This window comes from Microlunatus sp. M237 (genome assembly GCF_056896895.1).
Genome location: NZ_JBXHBL010000002.1, coordinates 631,398 through 646,936, shown reverse-complemented (window position 1 = coordinate 646,936; position 15,539 = coordinate 631,398). Strand labels below are relative to the sequence as shown.

Here is a 15,539-nt window from a genome sequence, read left to right as displayed (position 1 = left end):
TGGCGAGGAGGACGCCTAACACCGTTTAGGGTGGTGGCCGTGATGGCGCTGGTGAAGGCAGAGGCACGTCCGGGCTTGGAGCTGGTCGAGGTACCAGTGCCCCGGATGGGTCCGGCGGACGTGTTGGTCAAGGTGAAGGCGACCGGAATCTGCGGCACCGATCTGCACATCGAGGCCTGGGATGCGTGGGCCCAGAAGAATGTCGCTGCGCCGATCACGGTGGGACACGAGTTCGCCGGCGAGGTGGTGGCCGTCGGCGAGACGGTGACCGATGTGGCCGTCGGTGACCTGGTCAGCGGCGAAGGGCATCTGACCTGCGGCCGGTGTCGCAACTGCCGCGCCGGACGTCGTCACCTGTGCATCCACACCCAGGGGATCGGGGTCCACCTGGACGGCGCTTTCGCTGAATACATAGCGATTCCGGCCGGCAACGTCTGGGTGCACCGCGAGCCGATCTCGGTTGATGTGGCAGCGATCTTCGACCCGTTCGGAAATGCCGTGCACACCGCGCTGGCGTTTCCCGCGCTCGGCGATGACGTGCTGGTGACCGGCGCCGGCCCGATCGGGATCATGGCCGCGATGGTCGCCAAGCACGCCGGCGCGCGGCACGTGGTGATCACCGACGTGAGCCGTGACCGGCTGGCGCTGGCCGAGTCGCTCGGGGTGACGCGCGCCGTCGACATCAGCTCGGAGTCATTGGCTGATGCGCAACGCGAGCTGGGGATGCGGGAGGGGTTCGACGTCGGGCTTGAGATGTCGGGCAGCCCGGCCGCCCTGCGGGACATGATCGCCCAGCTCACCCATGGCGGACGGATCGCGATGCTCGGGCTGCCGTCCAGCGAGATCAGCATCGACTTCGCCAGCGTGGTGCTGAAGATGATCACGATCAAGGGCATCTACGGCCGGGAGATGTTCGAGACCTGGTATGCCATGTCGGTGCTGCTGCAGAGCGGTCTGGACATCTCTGGCGTGATCACCCACCGCTTCCACTATTCCGAGCACGCCTCGGCCTTCGCCGCCACCCGTAGTGGGCACAGCGGCAAGGTGATCATGACCTGGGACGACTGACGAAAGACGCCGGAGGGCACTGGATATGTACACCACGATGAAGGACCAGCTGAGCGCCGAGCTCAGCCAGCTGAAGGCGGAAGGGCTCTACAAGTCGGAGTCGGTGATCACCACCCCGCAGTCGGCGCAGATCGGCGTCGGCGACGAGACGGTGCTCAACCTGTGCGCCAACAACTATCTCGGGCTGGCCGACCACCCGGTGATGATCAAGGCCGCGCAGGACGCGCTGGACCGGTGGGGCTTCGGGATGGCCTCGGTGCGGTTCATCTGCGGGACTGCGGAGATCCACAAGGAGCTGGAGAGCCAGATCTCGGACTTCCTGCACACCGAGGACACGATCCTCTACGGCTCCTGCTTCGACGCCAACGCGGGGCTCTTCGAGACCCTGCTGGGTCCGGAGGACGCGATCATCTCCGATGAGCTCAACCACGCCAGCATCATCGACGGCGTCCGGCTGTGCAAGGCCCGCCGGTTCCGCTATCGCAACCGCGACATGGCCGACCTCGAGGCCCAGCTGCAGGCCGCGTCCGACGCCCGGTTCCGGATGATCGCCACCGACGGCGTCTTCTCGATGGACGGCTATGTGGCCCCGCTGGACGAGATCGTCGCCCTGGCCGAGCGCTACGACGCCCTGGTCATGGTGGACGACTCGCACGCCGTCGGCTTCGTGGGGGAGACCGGCGCCGGCACGCCGGAGCTGTTCGGGGTGCAGGACCGGGTCGACATCGTCACCGGCACGCTGGGCAAGGCTCTGGGTGGAGCCTCCGGCGGCTACACCGCAGCCCGGGCAGAGATCGTGGAAATGCTGCGACAGCGGTCCCGGCCGTACCTGTTCTCCAACTCGCTGGCGCCCTCGATCGCCGCGGCGGCGATCGCCACCTTCGAGTTGCTGCGTGGCTCCACCGACCTGCTGGCCCAGCTGCGGGAGAACACGGCGTATTTCCGGGCCGAGATGAATCGGCACGGCTTCGACATCCCCGCTTCCGACCACCCCATCGTCCCGGTGATGATCGGCGACGCGGTCAAGGCCGGTGCCATGGCCGACCGTCTGCTGGCCGACGGCATCTACGTCCGGGCGTTCTCCTTCCCGGTGGTGCCTCGCGGCAAGGCCCGGATCCGGACCCAGATGTCGGCGGCGCACAGCCGGGCCGATCTGGACCGGGCCATCGAGGCGTTCGTCGCAGCCCGGGACGCCGCCTGAGAGCTCCGGCGACCCGCCGGCCGGGCGGCGATAGCACCGGCGTGGCCGGCGCCCCGGACGTAGCTAGAACAATGGGCCGTGGCCGGCGCTTTCCCGACCGACCTGCTCTAGGGTTCGAGGCAGTAGACACCCGTGTCCGGGGGCATCCGTAGCACCGGGACCGGAGCCCACTGTGATCCCGTAGGGGCACCTGGTCACCTGCACCCTCTCGACGGGTACGTCGGTGACCCGGGGGTAGTCATGACCAATAGCGAGCGTACGAGTGAGAACGGGGCCGGGTCCGGCCCGAGCGTGCCGCGACGAGGGCTGATGCTGGGGGCGGGTGCCGCGGCGCTGATCGCCTCGGCTGCGGCCGGCGGGCTGCCTGCCCACGCCGAGCCCGCCGAGCCGAAGATCGACGAGAAGGCCGGGTCGGGGCAGGCGGTCGTCGAGCAGAACGCCAGCCCGGTGACCGCCACCTCAGCCTCACCGGCCATCTCGGGCTACACCTACCGGCATCTCTCGTGGCTGGACTTCCAGCCCGAAGGCGGCACGGCCAGCCGGGTGTACGGGGGGTACGGCGCCTACTCGAGCGGATCGTCGCCCTACCTGTGGGCCACCGTCGACATCCCGGCGGGCGCCCTGGTCCGCGACATCGAGTGGTATGTCTACAACAGCAGCGGTAGCCCCGTGTCCGCGCTGGGTCGGCTGTGGGCGGCGGGCACCGGCACCTTGTTCAACACCCTCGCCGACACCGCGATCTCCTCCGGTGGGATGGCCACGCGCCGCTCCGTCGTGCCCTCGGCGTCGTACGGACCGTACCCGCTCGGCACCAAGATCAGCCTCGGTCTCGACACCACCGGGAGCGGCACCGTCCAGGTCAACGGCGCTCGGGTCGGGTTCAGTCAAGGAGCCGGTGCGTTGGGTCTCCTCCCGGCACCGGTCAGGGCGTACGACTCACGCGTCTCCGGCGGCAAGCTGGCCGCGAACAGCACCCGGACCATCACGTTGTCGTCGGCCTGGGTGCCGCCCGGCACGTCGGGCGTGGTGCTGAACGTGACGGCGACCTCGGCTGCTGCGGGTGGCTTCCTTCGGGTCTATCCGGGCAGTGCGGCCGCGCCGACAGCGAGCACCCTGAACTACAACGCAGGGAGCGCCATAGCGAACATGATCTTGGTCGGGATCTCCAGTGGGCGCCAGATCAAGGTGTATTCCAACCAGAGCGTGCATGTGGTGATCGACATCACCGGGACGATCGGCTGACTCCGGGACCCGTCGAGATGAGACGGCCTAGATCCAACGTCGACGGCGGAAGACGAGATAGAGGACCAGGCCGGTGCCCAGCATGGCCAGCAGGGCGAGCGGGTAGCCGTACCTCCAGTGCAGCTCGGGCATGTGGTCGAAGTTCATCCCGTACACGCCGCCCACCAGGGTCGGGGCAAACAGGATCGCCGCCCAGGCGGAGATCCGCTTGACCTCCTCGCCCTGGGTCAGGCTGGTCTGGGTGAGGCGCCGCATCTCCTCGTTCTGCTGCTGTCCGACCAGGGTGGCGTGCACGGTCAGCGCGTTCTGCAGCAGGGCGCGGAAGGCGTCGGCCCGGTCGACGATCCGGAGCACGTGGTCCTGCACGTCGCGCAGGTTGCGCTGCAGCTCGTCGTCCACCTCATACTTGGCGAAGCCGCCCTCGAGACCGGCCAGCATGCCCACCAGCGGTCGGGTGGTCCGCTGGAACTGGATCACCTCACGCAGCAGCTCATAGATCCGGCGCGACACCGAGGGATCGCCGCTGAACAGCTGGTCCTCGATCTCGTCGATATCGTTCTCCAGCCCGTTGGCGACGGGGCCGTACTCGTCGACGACCTGGTCGAGGATCGCGTAGAGGATGGCTTCCGGGCCCAGGCAGAGCAGCGCCGGGGTGGCCTCGAGGCGACGGCGCACCTTGGCCAGGTCGGGCGACTCGGCGTGGCGGATGGTGATGACGAAGTTCTTGCCGACGAAGACGTGCAGCTCGCCGAACTCGACCCGCTCGTCCTCGTCGATGTAGCGCGCGGGTCGCAGCACCACGAACAGGATGCCCTCGTAGCGTTCCAGCTTGGGTCGCTGGTGGGCGGCGATGGCGTCGTCCACCGCGAGCTGGTGCAGCCCGAACTCGCCGGCGACCGAGTTGATCTCGTCCTCGTCGGGGCGATACAGCCCGATCCACGCGGTGCCCTGCTGGTCGCGCAGCAGTTCGTAGGTGTCCTCCAGGTTGTCCGGGCTGGTGGTGCGGCGGCCGTCGACGTAGATGGCGTTGTCGACCATGGCCCGGCGGCGGGCGGTGTCGGCGATCACGGGCAGGCTTGCGTCGTCGGGCATCGGGGTGGTCCTGTTCACGAGAGCTGGTTCCAGCACCGGGGAAGGAGCAGGAGATCGTCCCCTGATCCTAAGCGGTCTCAGCGGATGCCGGCGCGGGCGTCGAGTGCCTGCAGCAGCTCGTACGCCGCCTGCTCGACCGCCTTGTGCCGCCATTCCGCGGATCGGTAGAGACAGGCGATCAGGCCGCTGCGGTGGACCCGGCGGTAGTCGCCGTAGCCGAATGCGTAACGCGCCTTGGTGTGGTCGTTGGCGCCGGTGGTCAGGCCGAGGTGCCAGGCGGCGTACTCGTCCCAGGAATGCGTGTCGAGAAAGGCGTTGTCGCCGTCGGCGCGGGGTTGCACCTCACCCCAGTCGCTGTCCAGGACGTATTGCCGGGACTCGATCAGGCTGCGGGCCTTGTCGACCGCCGCCGCGTTCACTGTGTAGCTGGCCATGATCAGTCCTTCGCCCACGGGGCGGGCTTGAGGTCCATCAGCACCGCGGCGAAGTAGTCGAGCGAGCGGTCGGTCTGCTCCAGGGCCGGGGTGCGGTTGAGGTGGCCGTGCAGCATCCCGGCGGCGAGATAGCTGGTGACCGGGACGTACTGGCTGGCCAGCTGACGGGCCAGCAGCTCGGCCGACGGGCGGAGGTCGTCATACTCGCTGATCACGATATGGGTCGGTGGCGCGCCGGCCAGGTCGAGGTGGCCCGGCGTGACGTAGCCGGGCAGATCGGTGATCCGGCCGACGTAGTTGCCGAACATGTCCTCATTGGTCTGCGGGAAGAACCGCAGCATCGGCGGCACCTGGCGCATCTCGGCGTGGACCTCGTCATCCAACGGCGGGACGGGGAAGTGCACCACCGGATAGGCGAGCAGGGTCGCGGCGGGGAGGCCGAGCTGCTCGTCTCGGGCCCGCAGGGTGGTGGCCAGGGCCAGGTTGCCGCCCGCGCTGGCGCCGCCGAGCGCGAGCCGATCCGGATCGGTGCCGAGCTCGGCGGTGGCGGAGCAGAACCAGGTCCAGGCGGTGACCACGTCGTCGAGGGGGATCGGATAGTGGATGCCCTCGTTGGCCAGCCGGTAGTCGACCGAGACGACGACCGCGTTGGCCCGCGCGGCGAGCTCAGCGCTGACCACGTGGCCCTCGGGCCAGTCCAGCGTGCCGCCCCGGAAGCCCCCGCCGTGGGCCCAGAGCAGGCCGGCGCGCGGTTCGGCGGTCGAGCACGCGAGCCGGTAGACCCGGATCGGGATGGGTCCGTGCGGGCCGTCGATGGTGCGGTCGGTGATCTCCAGCTCGGGGATCTCGTACGGCGCCGGGTCGCGGGTGTATTCGGCGTAGTTCGCCGCCTGAACCGGATCGGCGTCCACCTCGGCGTGGGACGTCGCGCCCTCGATCAGCGCCAGGCGTTCGAAGACGTAGGGGTCGATGGGCATGCGGTGCTCCTTCGCAGACGGTTGCGAAGGCTAGTCAAGCGGATGGGGGAGCGGCGCGGTCAGCGGCCAGGCGGATCGCCACGCGTTCGATCAGGTCGAACGGGATCGGAGCGCGGAGGGGAAACTTGGCGGTGCCCTTGCCGGTGACGTACGGGGCGAGGTCGCGACTGAGGTCGTCGTCGCCCTCGGGCACCGGATAGAGCGAGATGTGGTTCTTCCAGGCGGCGAAGTGGATGACTGGCCGACCCGCGACCGTCAGGGTCGGGATGGCATAACTGATCTTCTCGCCGGCGTCGGGCAACACGGCATGCAGCCGGTTGCGCAGCTCAGTGAGGATGTTCTGGACCGTCTCCGGGCATGCCCGGATGTAGTCCTCGACGCTGGCTGGTGCTGGTGCCATGTCTCGTCCTTCTGGGGCCTCATGCGCTGCGGGGGATCTCGAACGGCCCCCGCCCGAGATCCCCGCTTAGCAAAAGGCCGCGATCCCCCGATCGTAGCGACCCCCCAACACGCCCTAGGGCGTATCGCTAACGGGAACCTTACGGGGTGAGTCGGGAGGTTGTCTTGGAGGTGTCAAGAAGCGGTCATGTCCTAAATAGGACGCGCTCAGGGCTTCCCATCATCGATCAAGCGAGGCTATGTTATTCACATGCGGGCGGGGGTGAACCCCCGAGCACTCTCGCCCGCACCTATCTTTCCCGCCTGACCTCGATGAGGTCGGGCGGTTTTGTTTTCCTTACGGTCCTCAGCGTGGTGAGCAGCTGATCCGGCATCGGCTTCGGTTGGATAACGGTGTCTAGCGCAGGACATTGTCACACTGTCGGTTCCCTAGTGTTCGGCGGAGGCGGTCTGGTTCGCAGATCAGCCCTTCGTCAGCACCTCGGGGAGCCTCCAGTGACTAAGCGCTTTGTCCCGCCGCCGAACTGGCCCTCCACCCCACACGGCTGGACCCCACCCGAGGGATGGGAGCCGAATCCGGAATGGGGCCCGGTCCCGCGTGGCTGGCAGTTCTGGCGCGAGGAAGATCCTCCACGCAGCTGGTTCGAGCGGCACAAGCTCGCCACTCTCCTGCTCGTCACACCGCTCGCGCTGCTCGTCGCTCTGTTCGGACTGGGCGTGGTGCTGGTCGCGCTGGACGGTGGGTCGACCACGGCCGGACCCGCTCCGTCAGTGGAGTCCTCAGTTGCCGCGCCAGCAGCGCCGAGCGCAGACCCCTCCGCGAGCGCCGAAGCGTCCGCGACGCAAGCGGCCAAGGCGAAGGCAGCTCAGGAGAAAGCGGCGCGGGAGAAAGCGGCGCGAGACAAATTGGCCAAGGAGCGTGCGGCCAAGGAGCAAGCGGCCAAGGAGCGTGCGGCCAAGGAGCAAGCGGCCAAGGCCAGGGCAGAAAAGGTGAAAGCGGCGAAGGCCAAGGCGGCCAAGAGGAAGGCGGCCGACGCTAAGGCGGCCAGGGAGCAGGCCGCTCGCGAGAAGGCCGCCGAGGAGAAGGCTGCGGAGCAAAGGGAAGAAGAGGAGAGCTCCGGCAGCGGCTGTACGCCCGGCTACGACCCATGCCTGCCCCCGGCGTCTGACTACGACTGCTCCGGTGGGTCCGGCAACGGCCCGGAGTACGTCGACGGGCCCGTTAGCGTGACCGGTTCTGATCCATACGACCTCGACCGTGATGGTGACGGGTACGGCTGCGACTCATAGTCGCTGACATCACCGGCTGGGTGGCAAACCGGAGATCAAGAGAGTACAAAAATCGAGACGGTTGAACTAACGCCTTTCTTCATGCCTTCCGCTGCCGGGTCGAGTACGCAAGACTGAGATGCCTCAGCAACGGACGTACCGAGAGGCAATCTAATGGCGGACTTTGACGGCAGGGTAGCGATCGTCACCGGCGGGGGCTCCGGTCTGGGCGAGGCGATCAGCAAGGAGCTGGCGGCCAAGGGTGCGAGGGTGGTCGTCAGCGATATCAACCTCGATGGTGCCGAGCGCGTGACGCAGGAGATCACGAGTGCAGGCGGCACGGCGTCGGCCTTCCGGCAGGACACAGCGCAGGCATCGGATTCGGAGAAGGTCGTGCGCCATGCCGTCGATACCTACGGGGGCCTGCATCTGGCGGTGAACAACGCGGGCATTGGGGGACCGCCGGCGCCCGTCGGCGAGACAGACCTCGAGGCCTGGGATCGCGTCATCGACATCAATCTCAACGGTGTGCTCTATGGGATGCGCTATCAGATTCCCGCGATGCTGTCGGCGGGACCGGAGCGCTGCGCCATCGTCAACATGGCTTCCATCCACGGCATGGTCGCCGCGATCGGCAACGGCGCGTACACCGCGGCCAAGCACGGCGTCGTGGGCATCACGCGCAATGCTGCAGCGGAGTACGGCCCCGAGGGCCTGCGGATCAACTGTGTGGGTCCTGGGTATATCGACACACCCCTGCTCGCGGGCCTGCCCGAGGAGTTTCATGCCGCGCTGATCCAGCGGCATCCGCTCGGCCGCCTCGGTCGAGCCGAGGAGGTCGCACACCTGGTGAGCTTCCTGCTGTCGGAGGAGGCATCCTTCATCACCGGCGCGTATTACCTCGTCGACGGCGGCTACACCACCGTCTAGCGAGGACGGCCCTTCCTGCTGCGCACGTCGTTCGCCCTAACGGTGCTCGACTTCCTGCCTGCCGAAAATGGACCTGTGCGCGGCGCTTTCGGGCCCTATGCTCCCGCCATGACGACCACCAAGACCCTGGGTAGACCGCCCGTGGCGACGCTCCGCGGGCAGCTGCTCCTCTTCGTGGTGGTCTGCGTAGCCATCAGCGGTGGCTTCTGGGCCGCAGCAGCGTTCGCCGGCGATGATGTGACCAAGCCGCCCGGGATGTGGCTGTATTCACTTGGCGCCTGCGGACCGTCGTTGGCCGCGCTGGTGGCGGTGGTCGTGCTCCGACGCGGCGAAGTGCCGCGGCAGCGGATACGGCAGCCGTGGGTGTGGGTTCCCGCGGCCCTGGTCCTCGGGGCGCTCCCCGCCGTCGTTAGCGCACTGATCCTGCCCGGAGGCGACGGTTTCGGCTCGACCGCGGCGGACACCGTCGCAAGCGTCGGCGGTCCGCTCCTCTTCATTGTCGTCTTCCTCGTCACCGGCCCGCTCGCCGAAGAGTTCGGTTGGCGCGGCTACGTCCAGCCGCGGCTGCGCCGGCGCCTGGGCGTGCTCGCCACCGCTGCCGTGCTGGGGAGCGCGTGGATGCTGTGGCATGTCCCGCTGTTCCTGCTTGACGGAACCGGTCAGCACGCGATGGGGCTCTTCACGCCCCGTGCCGGCGTCTATCTGCTGACGATGCTGCCGCTGTCGGTGGTGTATCTGTTCGTCTCGGAGCGACTGTCCGGAGGTGTGTGGGCTGCGATCCTCCTCCATTTCGCCGGGAATGCGACGGGTGCGCTGCTGCCGCAGGCCGACGTCGCTGGCGCGCTCATCCAGCTCGCTGTGGTCGCCGTGTTGGCAGCCGGGTGCCTGTCGGCATGGCCGCGCCCTAGTCCGGCGCACGACGTCACGCCGGCTCGAGAGGGCCACGCGGCCCGCTGATTGGTTGGGACGTCCTCACGATGATGCAGGCTCGACCGTCTTCACCATGACGCAGTTCTTCAGCCCTTTGGGCCGGTCGTAGGTGAAGCCGAGCCGCTCGTAGAGCCGGCGGGTGCCGTTGTAGAGGAACGACGACGACATCTTCTTGGTCTGGTTGGTCAGGTCGTGGGGATAGCTCTCGACCACTCCGCCGCCGGCCTGGGCGATCAGCTCCAGCGCTCCGGTGATCGCCAGCTCCGTCATGCCCTGTCGCCGATGGCGATTGTCGACGAAGACGCAGGTGATCCGATAGTCGGGGTCCGCGGTCTTGGTGGCGTCGTATTGCTTGCGATGATGGAGGTTCGGCAGCTCGGCCGGGGTGCCGTACTCAGCCCACGCGATCGCCTCGTCGCCGTCCATCACCAGCGCGGCATGAGCCTGCCCGGTCTCGACCAGCCTCTTCTTCACGGCGCGGTTGCCCTCGAAGCTCTGCCCCCGCTCGGCGCAGTCGGGGTGGAAGTAGAGACACCAGCACCCACCGAAGATCCCGTTGTGCCGCAGCACCATCGCATCGAAGGCGGGCCAGGTCGCGGCGCTGAGCGGCACGATCCGATACGGCGACTCGATAGCCATGTCTCACCGTATCCCGGACTGTCTTGCTGCACGGAGCTGGCGGTTCAGGCTTTTCTCGCGAGCCGCTAGACGTCGAGCAGATACCGCTCGGCCGGTGATAGCTGGTCGTACACCGCCTTGAGGATGTGGGCTGCCTGATCGAGCTGCTGCGGCTCGCTCCGGCGTGCGAACGACATCGTCATGCCCCGGCGGCGTTGATCCGTCCTGTTTCTCGTGCCCCCGTGCCACAGGTGTGCGTTGAAGATGATCACCGAACCCGCCGGCGCGGTGAGCAGGATCTGGTCGGGATGATCGAGGGTGGGGTCGCCCAAGTCGTCGGCCGGAGTCCGCTCCCAGTTGTGGGAGCCAGGAACTGCCCGTGTCGCGCCGTTGTCCTCGGTGAAGTCGTCGAGGCACCACATCGAGTTCAGGATGTGGAAATCGCCGGCCGGCACTGTTCCACTCCAGTCAGCGTGCAGGCCCTGGAGTCCCTGTCCTGGCAGGGATGCCCGGTAGTTCAGTGAGTTGACCCTGAAGTCGGGCCCGAGGACTTGGCAGGCTGCCGCGAGCACCGCTGGGTCGGTCATGCATCGATGGAAGACCTGCCCCTTGTTGAGCAGGTTCGCCAAAGCGGCGACGCCGCCGCTCTGAGGGGTCTCGTGGCCGGCGCTGGGACCCTCCTGGACGAGGAGCTCATCGGTTCGGGTTCGAAGCGCTTCGAGTAGTTCGTCGGGCATGTGCCGGACCAGCGGGAGGAACCCGTCTCGATCCAGTTGGTCACGTTGGTCCGCGCTCAGCGACTCCGGCGTGACGTTCAGTTCGGTCAGCCAGTCGGCAAGCTCTGTCACATGGTGCACGGTCTGTTCCTCCATCGTTCGGGGTGTCCGGCCTGACGTACAAAGCATGATCGTGCGGAACGCGTCGGGCAATGCAGCCATCGCTGACAAAGATGCACAGATCGCCAGTGGTTCAAGCTGGATGTCTATCTGCACCCGTACAGTTGGCCGCGTGAACGTGCATCCAGCGCCGACCCGATCCCCACTGGAGTTCATGTCAGTGGGGTCGTGGTCAGCGCGCCGTGGTCAGCACGCACCGCCGCACCGACATGCCGGCTGGAAGATCACTTACTACCGGAGCGGCACGATCGACTCCATCGTCGACGGCGTCACCTACGCCGTCACCCCAGGGTCCGTGCTGGTGCTTCGTCCGAACGCGCTGCACGAGGAACGAGCGAGGAGTGGCTATTCCAACTACTACCTGCTGGTGGACGGTCCTGATGACCAGCCTTGGCCGCCGACGTGCCACGCCGACGCGGCACACGACGTGGGTCGGTTCATTGAGGCGATTCTGCGGGAGTCATCCTCCGCTGATCAGCACAGTCCCGCCATGGTCGCGGCTTGGCTGGGCATTCTCGACGTGACACTGCGCCGACATGACTCAGGCAAGCCACCCAGCTCGGCCGACAGGGTCGTGCAGGCCGCCGAGCGCATTTTCGAGGAGAGCTACTCCGCCCGGCTTACCATCGCCCAGGTGGCGCAGCAGGTGGGGGTGTCGCCATCTGGTCTTCGTCAGCACTTCGCCACGCTGCGGCAGCTCTCTCCCCAGGCAGCGCTCCAGCAGGTCCGGCTGCGGCATGCGGTGGCGCTCCTGAAGACCTCTGACCTGCCGGTGTCAGCCATAGCCGCGCGATGCGGTTTCCACTCAGCCAGCCATCTCAGTCGCTACATCAAGCTTGCCAGCGGGACGTCGCCCGGAAGGCTGCGTCGGACAGGTGATCATCAGGCTGCGGCTGGCCGACCAAGGTGACGCACTGCTGCCCTCGTCCACTATCGTGTCGACCTGGATGGCGCACCCGAGGCGTTTGGGGCGCTCCCTCGTCCGAAAGCCTTGATCAACAACTGGAAGGAACCAGGCGATGAGAGGCGTTCCGACCGTCCGCCACATCCGCGCGTACACGATGCGTGGCGGGGGTGCGGACTATCACGACCAACCCGATGACCACTGGATCGATGGTCCGATCGCGACCCCGATGTCGCGCTATCCCGAATACCGTGCGCATCGCCGCCTGTTCGGGCTGAACGTGCTGGGGACCGTAGTGGTGGAGGTGGAGGCATCCAACGGAGTGGTGGGCTTTGCCGTCACCACCGGTGGCGAGCCGGCGGCTTGGATCATCGAGAACCATCTCGCCCGCTTCGTCGAGGGTTCCCCGGTTGATGCCCTCGAGCGCATCTGGGACCAGATGTTCTCCTCAACCATCTACTACGGGCGGCGAGGACTGGCGCTCAACGCCATCAGCGGGGTTGATCTCGCCCTGTATGACCTGCTTGGCCGCCTGCGCCAAGAGCCGGTCTATGCCCTCCTCGGAGGCGCGGTCCGTGACCAGCTCACGTTCTACGCCACTGGTCCCCGACCAGACCTTGCCAAGGAGATGGGCTTCATCGGCGGCAAGGTGCCGCTGACCTGGGCTCCGGCGGACGGGATCGAAGCCCGACGAGCCCAGGTCGAGGAGCTGGAGCAGTTCCGCTCCACCGTCGGGGATGACTTCTTCTTGTCGCTCGACTGCTGGATGTCCTTGGATCAGCTCAACGCGGCTGAGCTGGTCGACGCGTGCCGCGACGTGAAGCTCCGTTGGATCGAGGAGGCCCTTCCCGCTGACGACTACTGGGGATACCGGGAGCTTCGTCGCCGGCTGTCTGGTCGCGTGGCGGTCTCCACAGGGGAGCACGAAGCGACCCGCTGGGGCTTTCGCATGTTGTTGGAGATGGAGTGCGCCGACATCTGGCAGCCCGATGTGGGCTGGTGCGGCGGAATCACCGAACTGATCAAGATCTCGGCGCTGGCTGACGCCAACTCCACCCTGGTCATCCCGCACGGATCAAGCGTCTACTCCTACCACTTCGTGATCACCCGACATAACAGCCCGTTTTCGGAGTTCTTGATGATGCACCCGGATGCCACCTCGATCGTGCCAATGTTCTCCCCTCTGCTCCTCAATGAGCCGGTGCCCGTCAACGGTCGCATGACGGTGCCGGACCGACCGGGATTCGGAGTGGAGCTCAACCCGGACTGTCAGCTGAACCGTCCGTACACCCACGGCTGAGAAGGGAAGATGATGTCGTCTCCACTGCTGGCTCCCGGCGCTTGTCTGGAGAAGGTCGCGAGCGGGACAATCTGGGCCGAGGGCCCGCTATGGATCCCTGAGCGACAAGCAGTTCGTTACAGCGACATACCGGCCAACCGCATCGTCGAGTTCAGTGAGCGGACCGGCGAGCTGACGGTGTATCGCGAGAACGCCAACTACGCCAATGGGCGGACCCTGGATCTGGATGGGTCGGTGATCCAGTGCTCCCACGGTGCGCGCGCCCTGGAGCGGGATGTGGCAGGCCGGGTGAGCGTGCTGCTGGACTCGTGGAACGGTGCCCGCCTCAACTCCCCGAACGACGTCGTGGTCAAGTCGGACGGCACCATCTGGTTCAGCGATCCCGCCTACGGCATTCAGCGCCCCGGTGAAGGCCACGCCGGAGAGCTGGAGTACGGGGACCAGTACGTGTTCCGCTTCGACCCGACGACCGGCCGGGTCGACCCGGTGGTGATCGACATCGAGCAACCGAACGGTCTCGCGTTCTCTCCTGATGAGCGGACGCTGTATGTCGCCGACTCCTCGATCGATCCCCCCGGTGAGCCCAACCCGGCCCGTCCCGGCGGGCACTCGATCCACGCCTACGATGTGTTCGAGGGCCGCCATGCCAAGAACGGGCGCCTGTTCGCCCAGGTGGATCCCGGACTGCCAGACGGATTCCGCGTCGACGTGAACGGCAATATCTGGACCTCGAGTCTCGACTCGGTGCAGGTGTTCACCAGTCAGGGCGAGCTGGCCCTGCGGATCCCGGTTCCGGAGAAGGTGGGCAACCTCTGTTTCGGTGGTGAGCACGGAACGACCCTCTATGTCGCTGCGTCCACCAGCCTCTATCGCATCCAGACGACGACTCGCGACGCAGTGTCGGCATTCAGAGCCGGGGCTTAAGGACCATCCGATCCGAGTGCATTCCACGGCGCCGGATAGTTCACGTACGACCGATCGAGCCGGGTGACGTCCGGGCAACCCAGCAGCATCAGACATTCGCGGATCTCGGCCTGGAACAGGTTCAGGACGTGCTCGACTCCACGCTCGCCGGCCGCCGCCGCGCCGAAGACCCAACTTCGCCCGATGGCGGCCGCATCGGCGCCGATGGCCACCGCCTTGACGACATCGGCACCCGAGCGGATGCCGCCGTCGATGATGATCGCGAGTCGGCCCGCGACCGCGTCGACAACGGCCGGGAGCGTACTGATCGAGCTGGGCAGACCGTCGAGCTGGCGACCTCCGTGGTTGCTGACGAAGATCCCGTCCGCGCCGCTGCGTATCGCCATGAGCGCGTCATCGGGTGTGGTGATCCCTTTGATGAAGATGGGACCGCGCCATTCCCGCCGAAGCCACGCGATGTCCTCCCAGGTGGCGCTCAGATTGGCCAACTGTGTGTTGACGAAATCCTGGTGTGACATGGCGCTCGAACCCTCAGCAAGGCCCTGCAAATTGCGGAAGCCTATCGGTGGGCCGCGAAGCAAGCTGGCGAACCAGGCGGGGTGGCGAATGACTCCGGCCGCATTCCTTGCCGTCACCCGGGGCGGGATGGACATGCCGTTGCGGTGATCACGCGGGCGCTTGCCGTTGACCACGACGTCGACGGTGACGACAAGTGCAGTGCAACCGACCTGCTGTGCACGTTGCACCAAGGTGCGGGTGACATCGCGGTCGCGCCACAGATAGAGCTGGAACCACAGCGGCCCGGAGGCCTGGTCCGCTATCTCCTCGATCGACCAGCTCGAAGCGCTGCTGATCGTGTAGGTCACTCCTGCCTTTCCCGCGGCGCGTACGGCGGACAGCTCGCCGTCCCCGCCGATGACCCGGACGAGCCCGCATGGCGCCAGGACCACCGGCAGCTTCAGCTGCTGCCCTAAGAGCTCAATCGCTAAGGACTGCTCGGATACGTCGACGAGCGAGCGAGGACGAAGCGTGATCTGAGCGAGGTCGGCGGCGTTCGCGCGGAGCGTGACCTCCGCACCGGCACCCCCGTCGACGAAGTCGAACGCCATCTTCGGGAGTCGACGCTTGGCAAGGGAGCGGACATCGTCGAGAGTCGGCGCCCGATCCAGCGGGTCTCGTGAGATGCCACCGGCGGCGATCATGCGAGCCAGCTCAGTCAGTGCGCCGATCTTTGGCATCTGTGTGCGTCCCAACAACAGTCCACGCCGTGACCCGGGGCGGATCCGTCTGGAGGCTACCAGTCGCCCCCGCGCGCCGATCAGGATGAGCCCCCCGGGTGCGACGTCGCGTCAGCC

General features: G+C 66.9%; 16 protein-coding genes. 9 read left to right on the top strand and 7 right to left on the bottom strand.

Features of this window, described 5'->3' with window-relative positions; genetic code table 11:
- Positions 1-39 precede the first annotated feature (39 nt).
- The 3 genes from tdh (at position 40) to AC1XX3_RS09250 (ending at position 3,511) form a co-directional block, all read left to right on the top strand.
- Positions 40-1,068, top strand: a complete 1,029-nt coding sequence (gene tdh / locus AC1XX3_RS09260; protein WP_483320798.1) for an L-threonine 3-dehydrogenase — start codon at positions 40-42, stop codon at positions 1,066-1,068.
- Between the two features lie 37 nt (positions 1,069-1,105).
- A complete protein-coding gene (locus AC1XX3_RS09255; protein ID WP_483321173.1) occupies positions 1,106-2,269 on the top strand; it encodes a glycine C-acetyltransferase in 1,164 nt (387 codons plus the stop codon).
- A gap of 240 nt (positions 2,270-2,509) precedes the next feature.
- Positions 2,510-3,511 (top strand): hypothetical protein, encoded by a 1,002-nt coding sequence (locus AC1XX3_RS09250; protein ID WP_483320797.1) that lies wholly within the window; start codon positions 2,510-2,512, stop codon positions 3,509-3,511.
- A 27-nt stretch (positions 3,512-3,538) separates the two neighbouring features.
- Here AC1XX3_RS09250 and AC1XX3_RS09245 read toward each other — a convergent pair whose 3' ends face one another.
- The 4 genes from AC1XX3_RS09245 to AC1XX3_RS09230 form a co-directional block, all read right to left on the bottom strand.
- Positions 3,539-4,603, bottom strand: coding sequence for a magnesium and cobalt transport protein CorA (locus tag AC1XX3_RS09245; protein WP_483320796.1), 1,065 nt, complete (start codon positions 4,601-4,603; stop codon positions 3,539-3,541).
- Positions 4,604-4,680: 77 nt separating this feature from the next.
- Entirely contained in the window at positions 4,681-5,037 is a 357-nt protein-coding gene (locus AC1XX3_RS09240; protein ID WP_483320795.1) for a hypothetical protein, read from the bottom strand.
- 2 nt (positions 5,038-5,039) lie between these two features.
- Positions 5,040-6,014: an alpha/beta hydrolase gene (locus tag AC1XX3_RS09235; protein ID WP_483320794.1), complete on the bottom strand. Its 975-nt coding sequence runs from the start codon at positions 6,012-6,014 to the stop codon at positions 5,040-5,042.
- Positions 6,015-6,048: 34 nt separating this feature from the next.
- Positions 6,049-6,414, bottom strand: a complete 366-nt coding sequence (locus AC1XX3_RS09230; RefSeq protein WP_483320793.1) for an iron chaperone — start codon at positions 6,412-6,414, stop codon at positions 6,049-6,051.
- A 494-nt stretch (positions 6,415-6,908) separates the two neighbouring features.
- Between AC1XX3_RS09230 and AC1XX3_RS09225 the strand changes: the two genes are divergently transcribed.
- The 3 genes from AC1XX3_RS09225 to AC1XX3_RS09215 all read left to right on the top strand — a co-directional run bounded on the left by AC1XX3_RS09225 (position 6,909) and on the right by AC1XX3_RS09215 (position 9,569).
- Positions 6,909-7,703 carry a hypothetical protein gene (locus tag AC1XX3_RS09225; protein WP_483320792.1) on the top strand — a complete coding sequence of 265 codons (795 nt, stop codon included), beginning with the start codon at positions 6,909-6,911 and terminating at the stop codon, positions 7,701-7,703.
- A 153-nt stretch (positions 7,704-7,856) separates the two neighbouring features.
- Positions 7,857-8,612, top strand: a complete 756-nt coding sequence (locus AC1XX3_RS09220; RefSeq protein WP_483320791.1) for an SDR family NAD(P)-dependent oxidoreductase — start codon at positions 7,857-7,859, stop codon at positions 8,610-8,612.
- 108 nt (positions 8,613-8,720) lie between these two features.
- A complete protein-coding gene (locus AC1XX3_RS09215) occupies positions 8,721-9,569 on the top strand; it encodes a CPBP family intramembrane glutamic endopeptidase (RefSeq protein WP_483320790.1) in 849 nt (282 codons plus the stop codon).
- 15 nt (positions 9,570-9,584) lie between these two features.
- On the opposite strand, the gene AC1XX3_RS09210 is transcribed toward AC1XX3_RS09215, so the two are convergent.
- Both AC1XX3_RS09210 and AC1XX3_RS09205 read right to left on the bottom strand, forming a co-directional pair.
- Positions 9,585-10,181: a GNAT family N-acetyltransferase gene (locus AC1XX3_RS09210; protein ID WP_483320789.1), complete on the bottom strand. Its 597-nt coding sequence runs from the start codon at positions 10,179-10,181 to the stop codon at positions 9,585-9,587.
- A 65-nt stretch (positions 10,182-10,246) separates the two neighbouring features.
- Complete coding sequence (locus AC1XX3_RS09205) at positions 10,247-11,017, bottom strand: phytanoyl-CoA dioxygenase family protein (RefSeq protein ID WP_483320788.1); 771 nt, start codon at positions 11,015-11,017, stop codon at positions 10,247-10,249.
- Between the two features lie 46 nt (positions 11,018-11,063).
- On the opposite strand from AC1XX3_RS09205, the gene AC1XX3_RS09200 reads away from it, so the two are divergent.
- From AC1XX3_RS09200 to AC1XX3_RS09190, 3 genes are all read left to right on the top strand, one after another.
- A complete protein-coding gene (locus AC1XX3_RS09200; RefSeq protein ID WP_483320787.1) occupies positions 11,064-11,966 on the top strand; it encodes a helix-turn-helix transcriptional regulator in 903 nt (300 codons plus the stop codon).
- 109 nt (positions 11,967-12,075) lie between these two features.
- Positions 12,076-13,260 carry an L-rhamnonate dehydratase gene (gene rhmD / locus AC1XX3_RS09195; protein ID WP_483320786.1) on the top strand — a complete coding sequence of 395 codons (1,185 nt, stop codon included), beginning with the start codon at positions 12,076-12,078 and terminating at the stop codon, positions 13,258-13,260.
- Positions 13,261-13,269: 9 nt separating this feature from the next.
- Positions 13,270-14,184 (top strand): SMP-30/gluconolactonase/LRE family protein, encoded by a 915-nt coding sequence (locus AC1XX3_RS09190; RefSeq protein ID WP_483320785.1) that lies wholly within the window; start codon positions 13,270-13,272, stop codon positions 14,182-14,184.
- Here AC1XX3_RS09190 and AC1XX3_RS09185 read toward each other — a convergent pair.
- Positions 14,181-15,422 carry an alpha-hydroxy acid oxidase gene (locus AC1XX3_RS09185; RefSeq protein ID WP_483320784.1) on the bottom strand — a complete coding sequence of 414 codons (1,242 nt, stop codon included), beginning with the start codon at positions 15,420-15,422 and terminating at the stop codon, positions 14,181-14,183. The two genes, AC1XX3_RS09190 and AC1XX3_RS09185, sit on opposite strands and share 4 nt — an antisense overlap.
- Positions 15,423-15,539 lie beyond the last annotated feature (117 nt).

Coding starts and splice junctions, on each gene's coding strand:
- AC1XX3_RS09185 (WP_483320784.1), bottom strand. CDS start 15,422: ATGCCAAAGATCGGCGCACTGACTGAGCTGGCTCGCATGATCGCCGCC.
- AC1XX3_RS09230 (WP_483320793.1), bottom strand. CDS start 6,414: ATGGCACCAGCACCAGCCAGCGTCGAGGACTACATCCGGGCATGCCCG.
- rhmD (WP_483320786.1), top strand. CDS start 12,076: ATGAGAGGCGTTCCGACCGTCCGCCACATCCGCGCGTACACGATGCGT.
- AC1XX3_RS09255 (WP_483321173.1), top strand. CDS start 1,106: ATGAAGGACCAGCTGAGCGCCGAGCTCAGCCAGCTGAAGGCGGAAGGG.
- AC1XX3_RS09235 (WP_483320794.1), bottom strand. CDS start 6,014: ATGCCCATCGACCCCTACGTCTTCGAACGCCTGGCGCTGATCGAGGGC.
- AC1XX3_RS09210 (WP_483320789.1), bottom strand. CDS start 10,181: ATGGCTATCGAGTCGCCGTATCGGATCGTGCCGCTCAGCGCCGCGACC.
- AC1XX3_RS09250 (WP_483320797.1), top strand. CDS start 2,510: ATGACCAATAGCGAGCGTACGAGTGAGAACGGGGCCGGGTCCGGCCCG.
- AC1XX3_RS09245 (WP_483320796.1), bottom strand. CDS start 4,603: ATGCCCGACGACGCAAGCCTGCCCGTGATCGCCGACACCGCCCGCCGC.
- AC1XX3_RS09240 (WP_483320795.1), bottom strand. CDS start 5,037: ATGGCCAGCTACACAGTGAACGCGGCGGCGGTCGACAAGGCCCGCAGC.
- AC1XX3_RS09220 (WP_483320791.1), top strand. CDS start 7,857: ATGGCGGACTTTGACGGCAGGGTAGCGATCGTCACCGGCGGGGGCTCC.
- AC1XX3_RS09215 (WP_483320790.1), top strand. CDS start 8,721: ATGACGACCACCAAGACCCTGGGTAGACCGCCCGTGGCGACGCTCCGC.
- AC1XX3_RS09190 (WP_483320785.1), top strand. CDS start 13,270: ATGATGTCGTCTCCACTGCTGGCTCCCGGCGCTTGTCTGGAGAAGGTC.
- AC1XX3_RS09200 (WP_483320787.1), top strand. CDS start 11,064: ATGATCGTGCGGAACGCGTCGGGCAATGCAGCCATCGCTGACAAAGAT.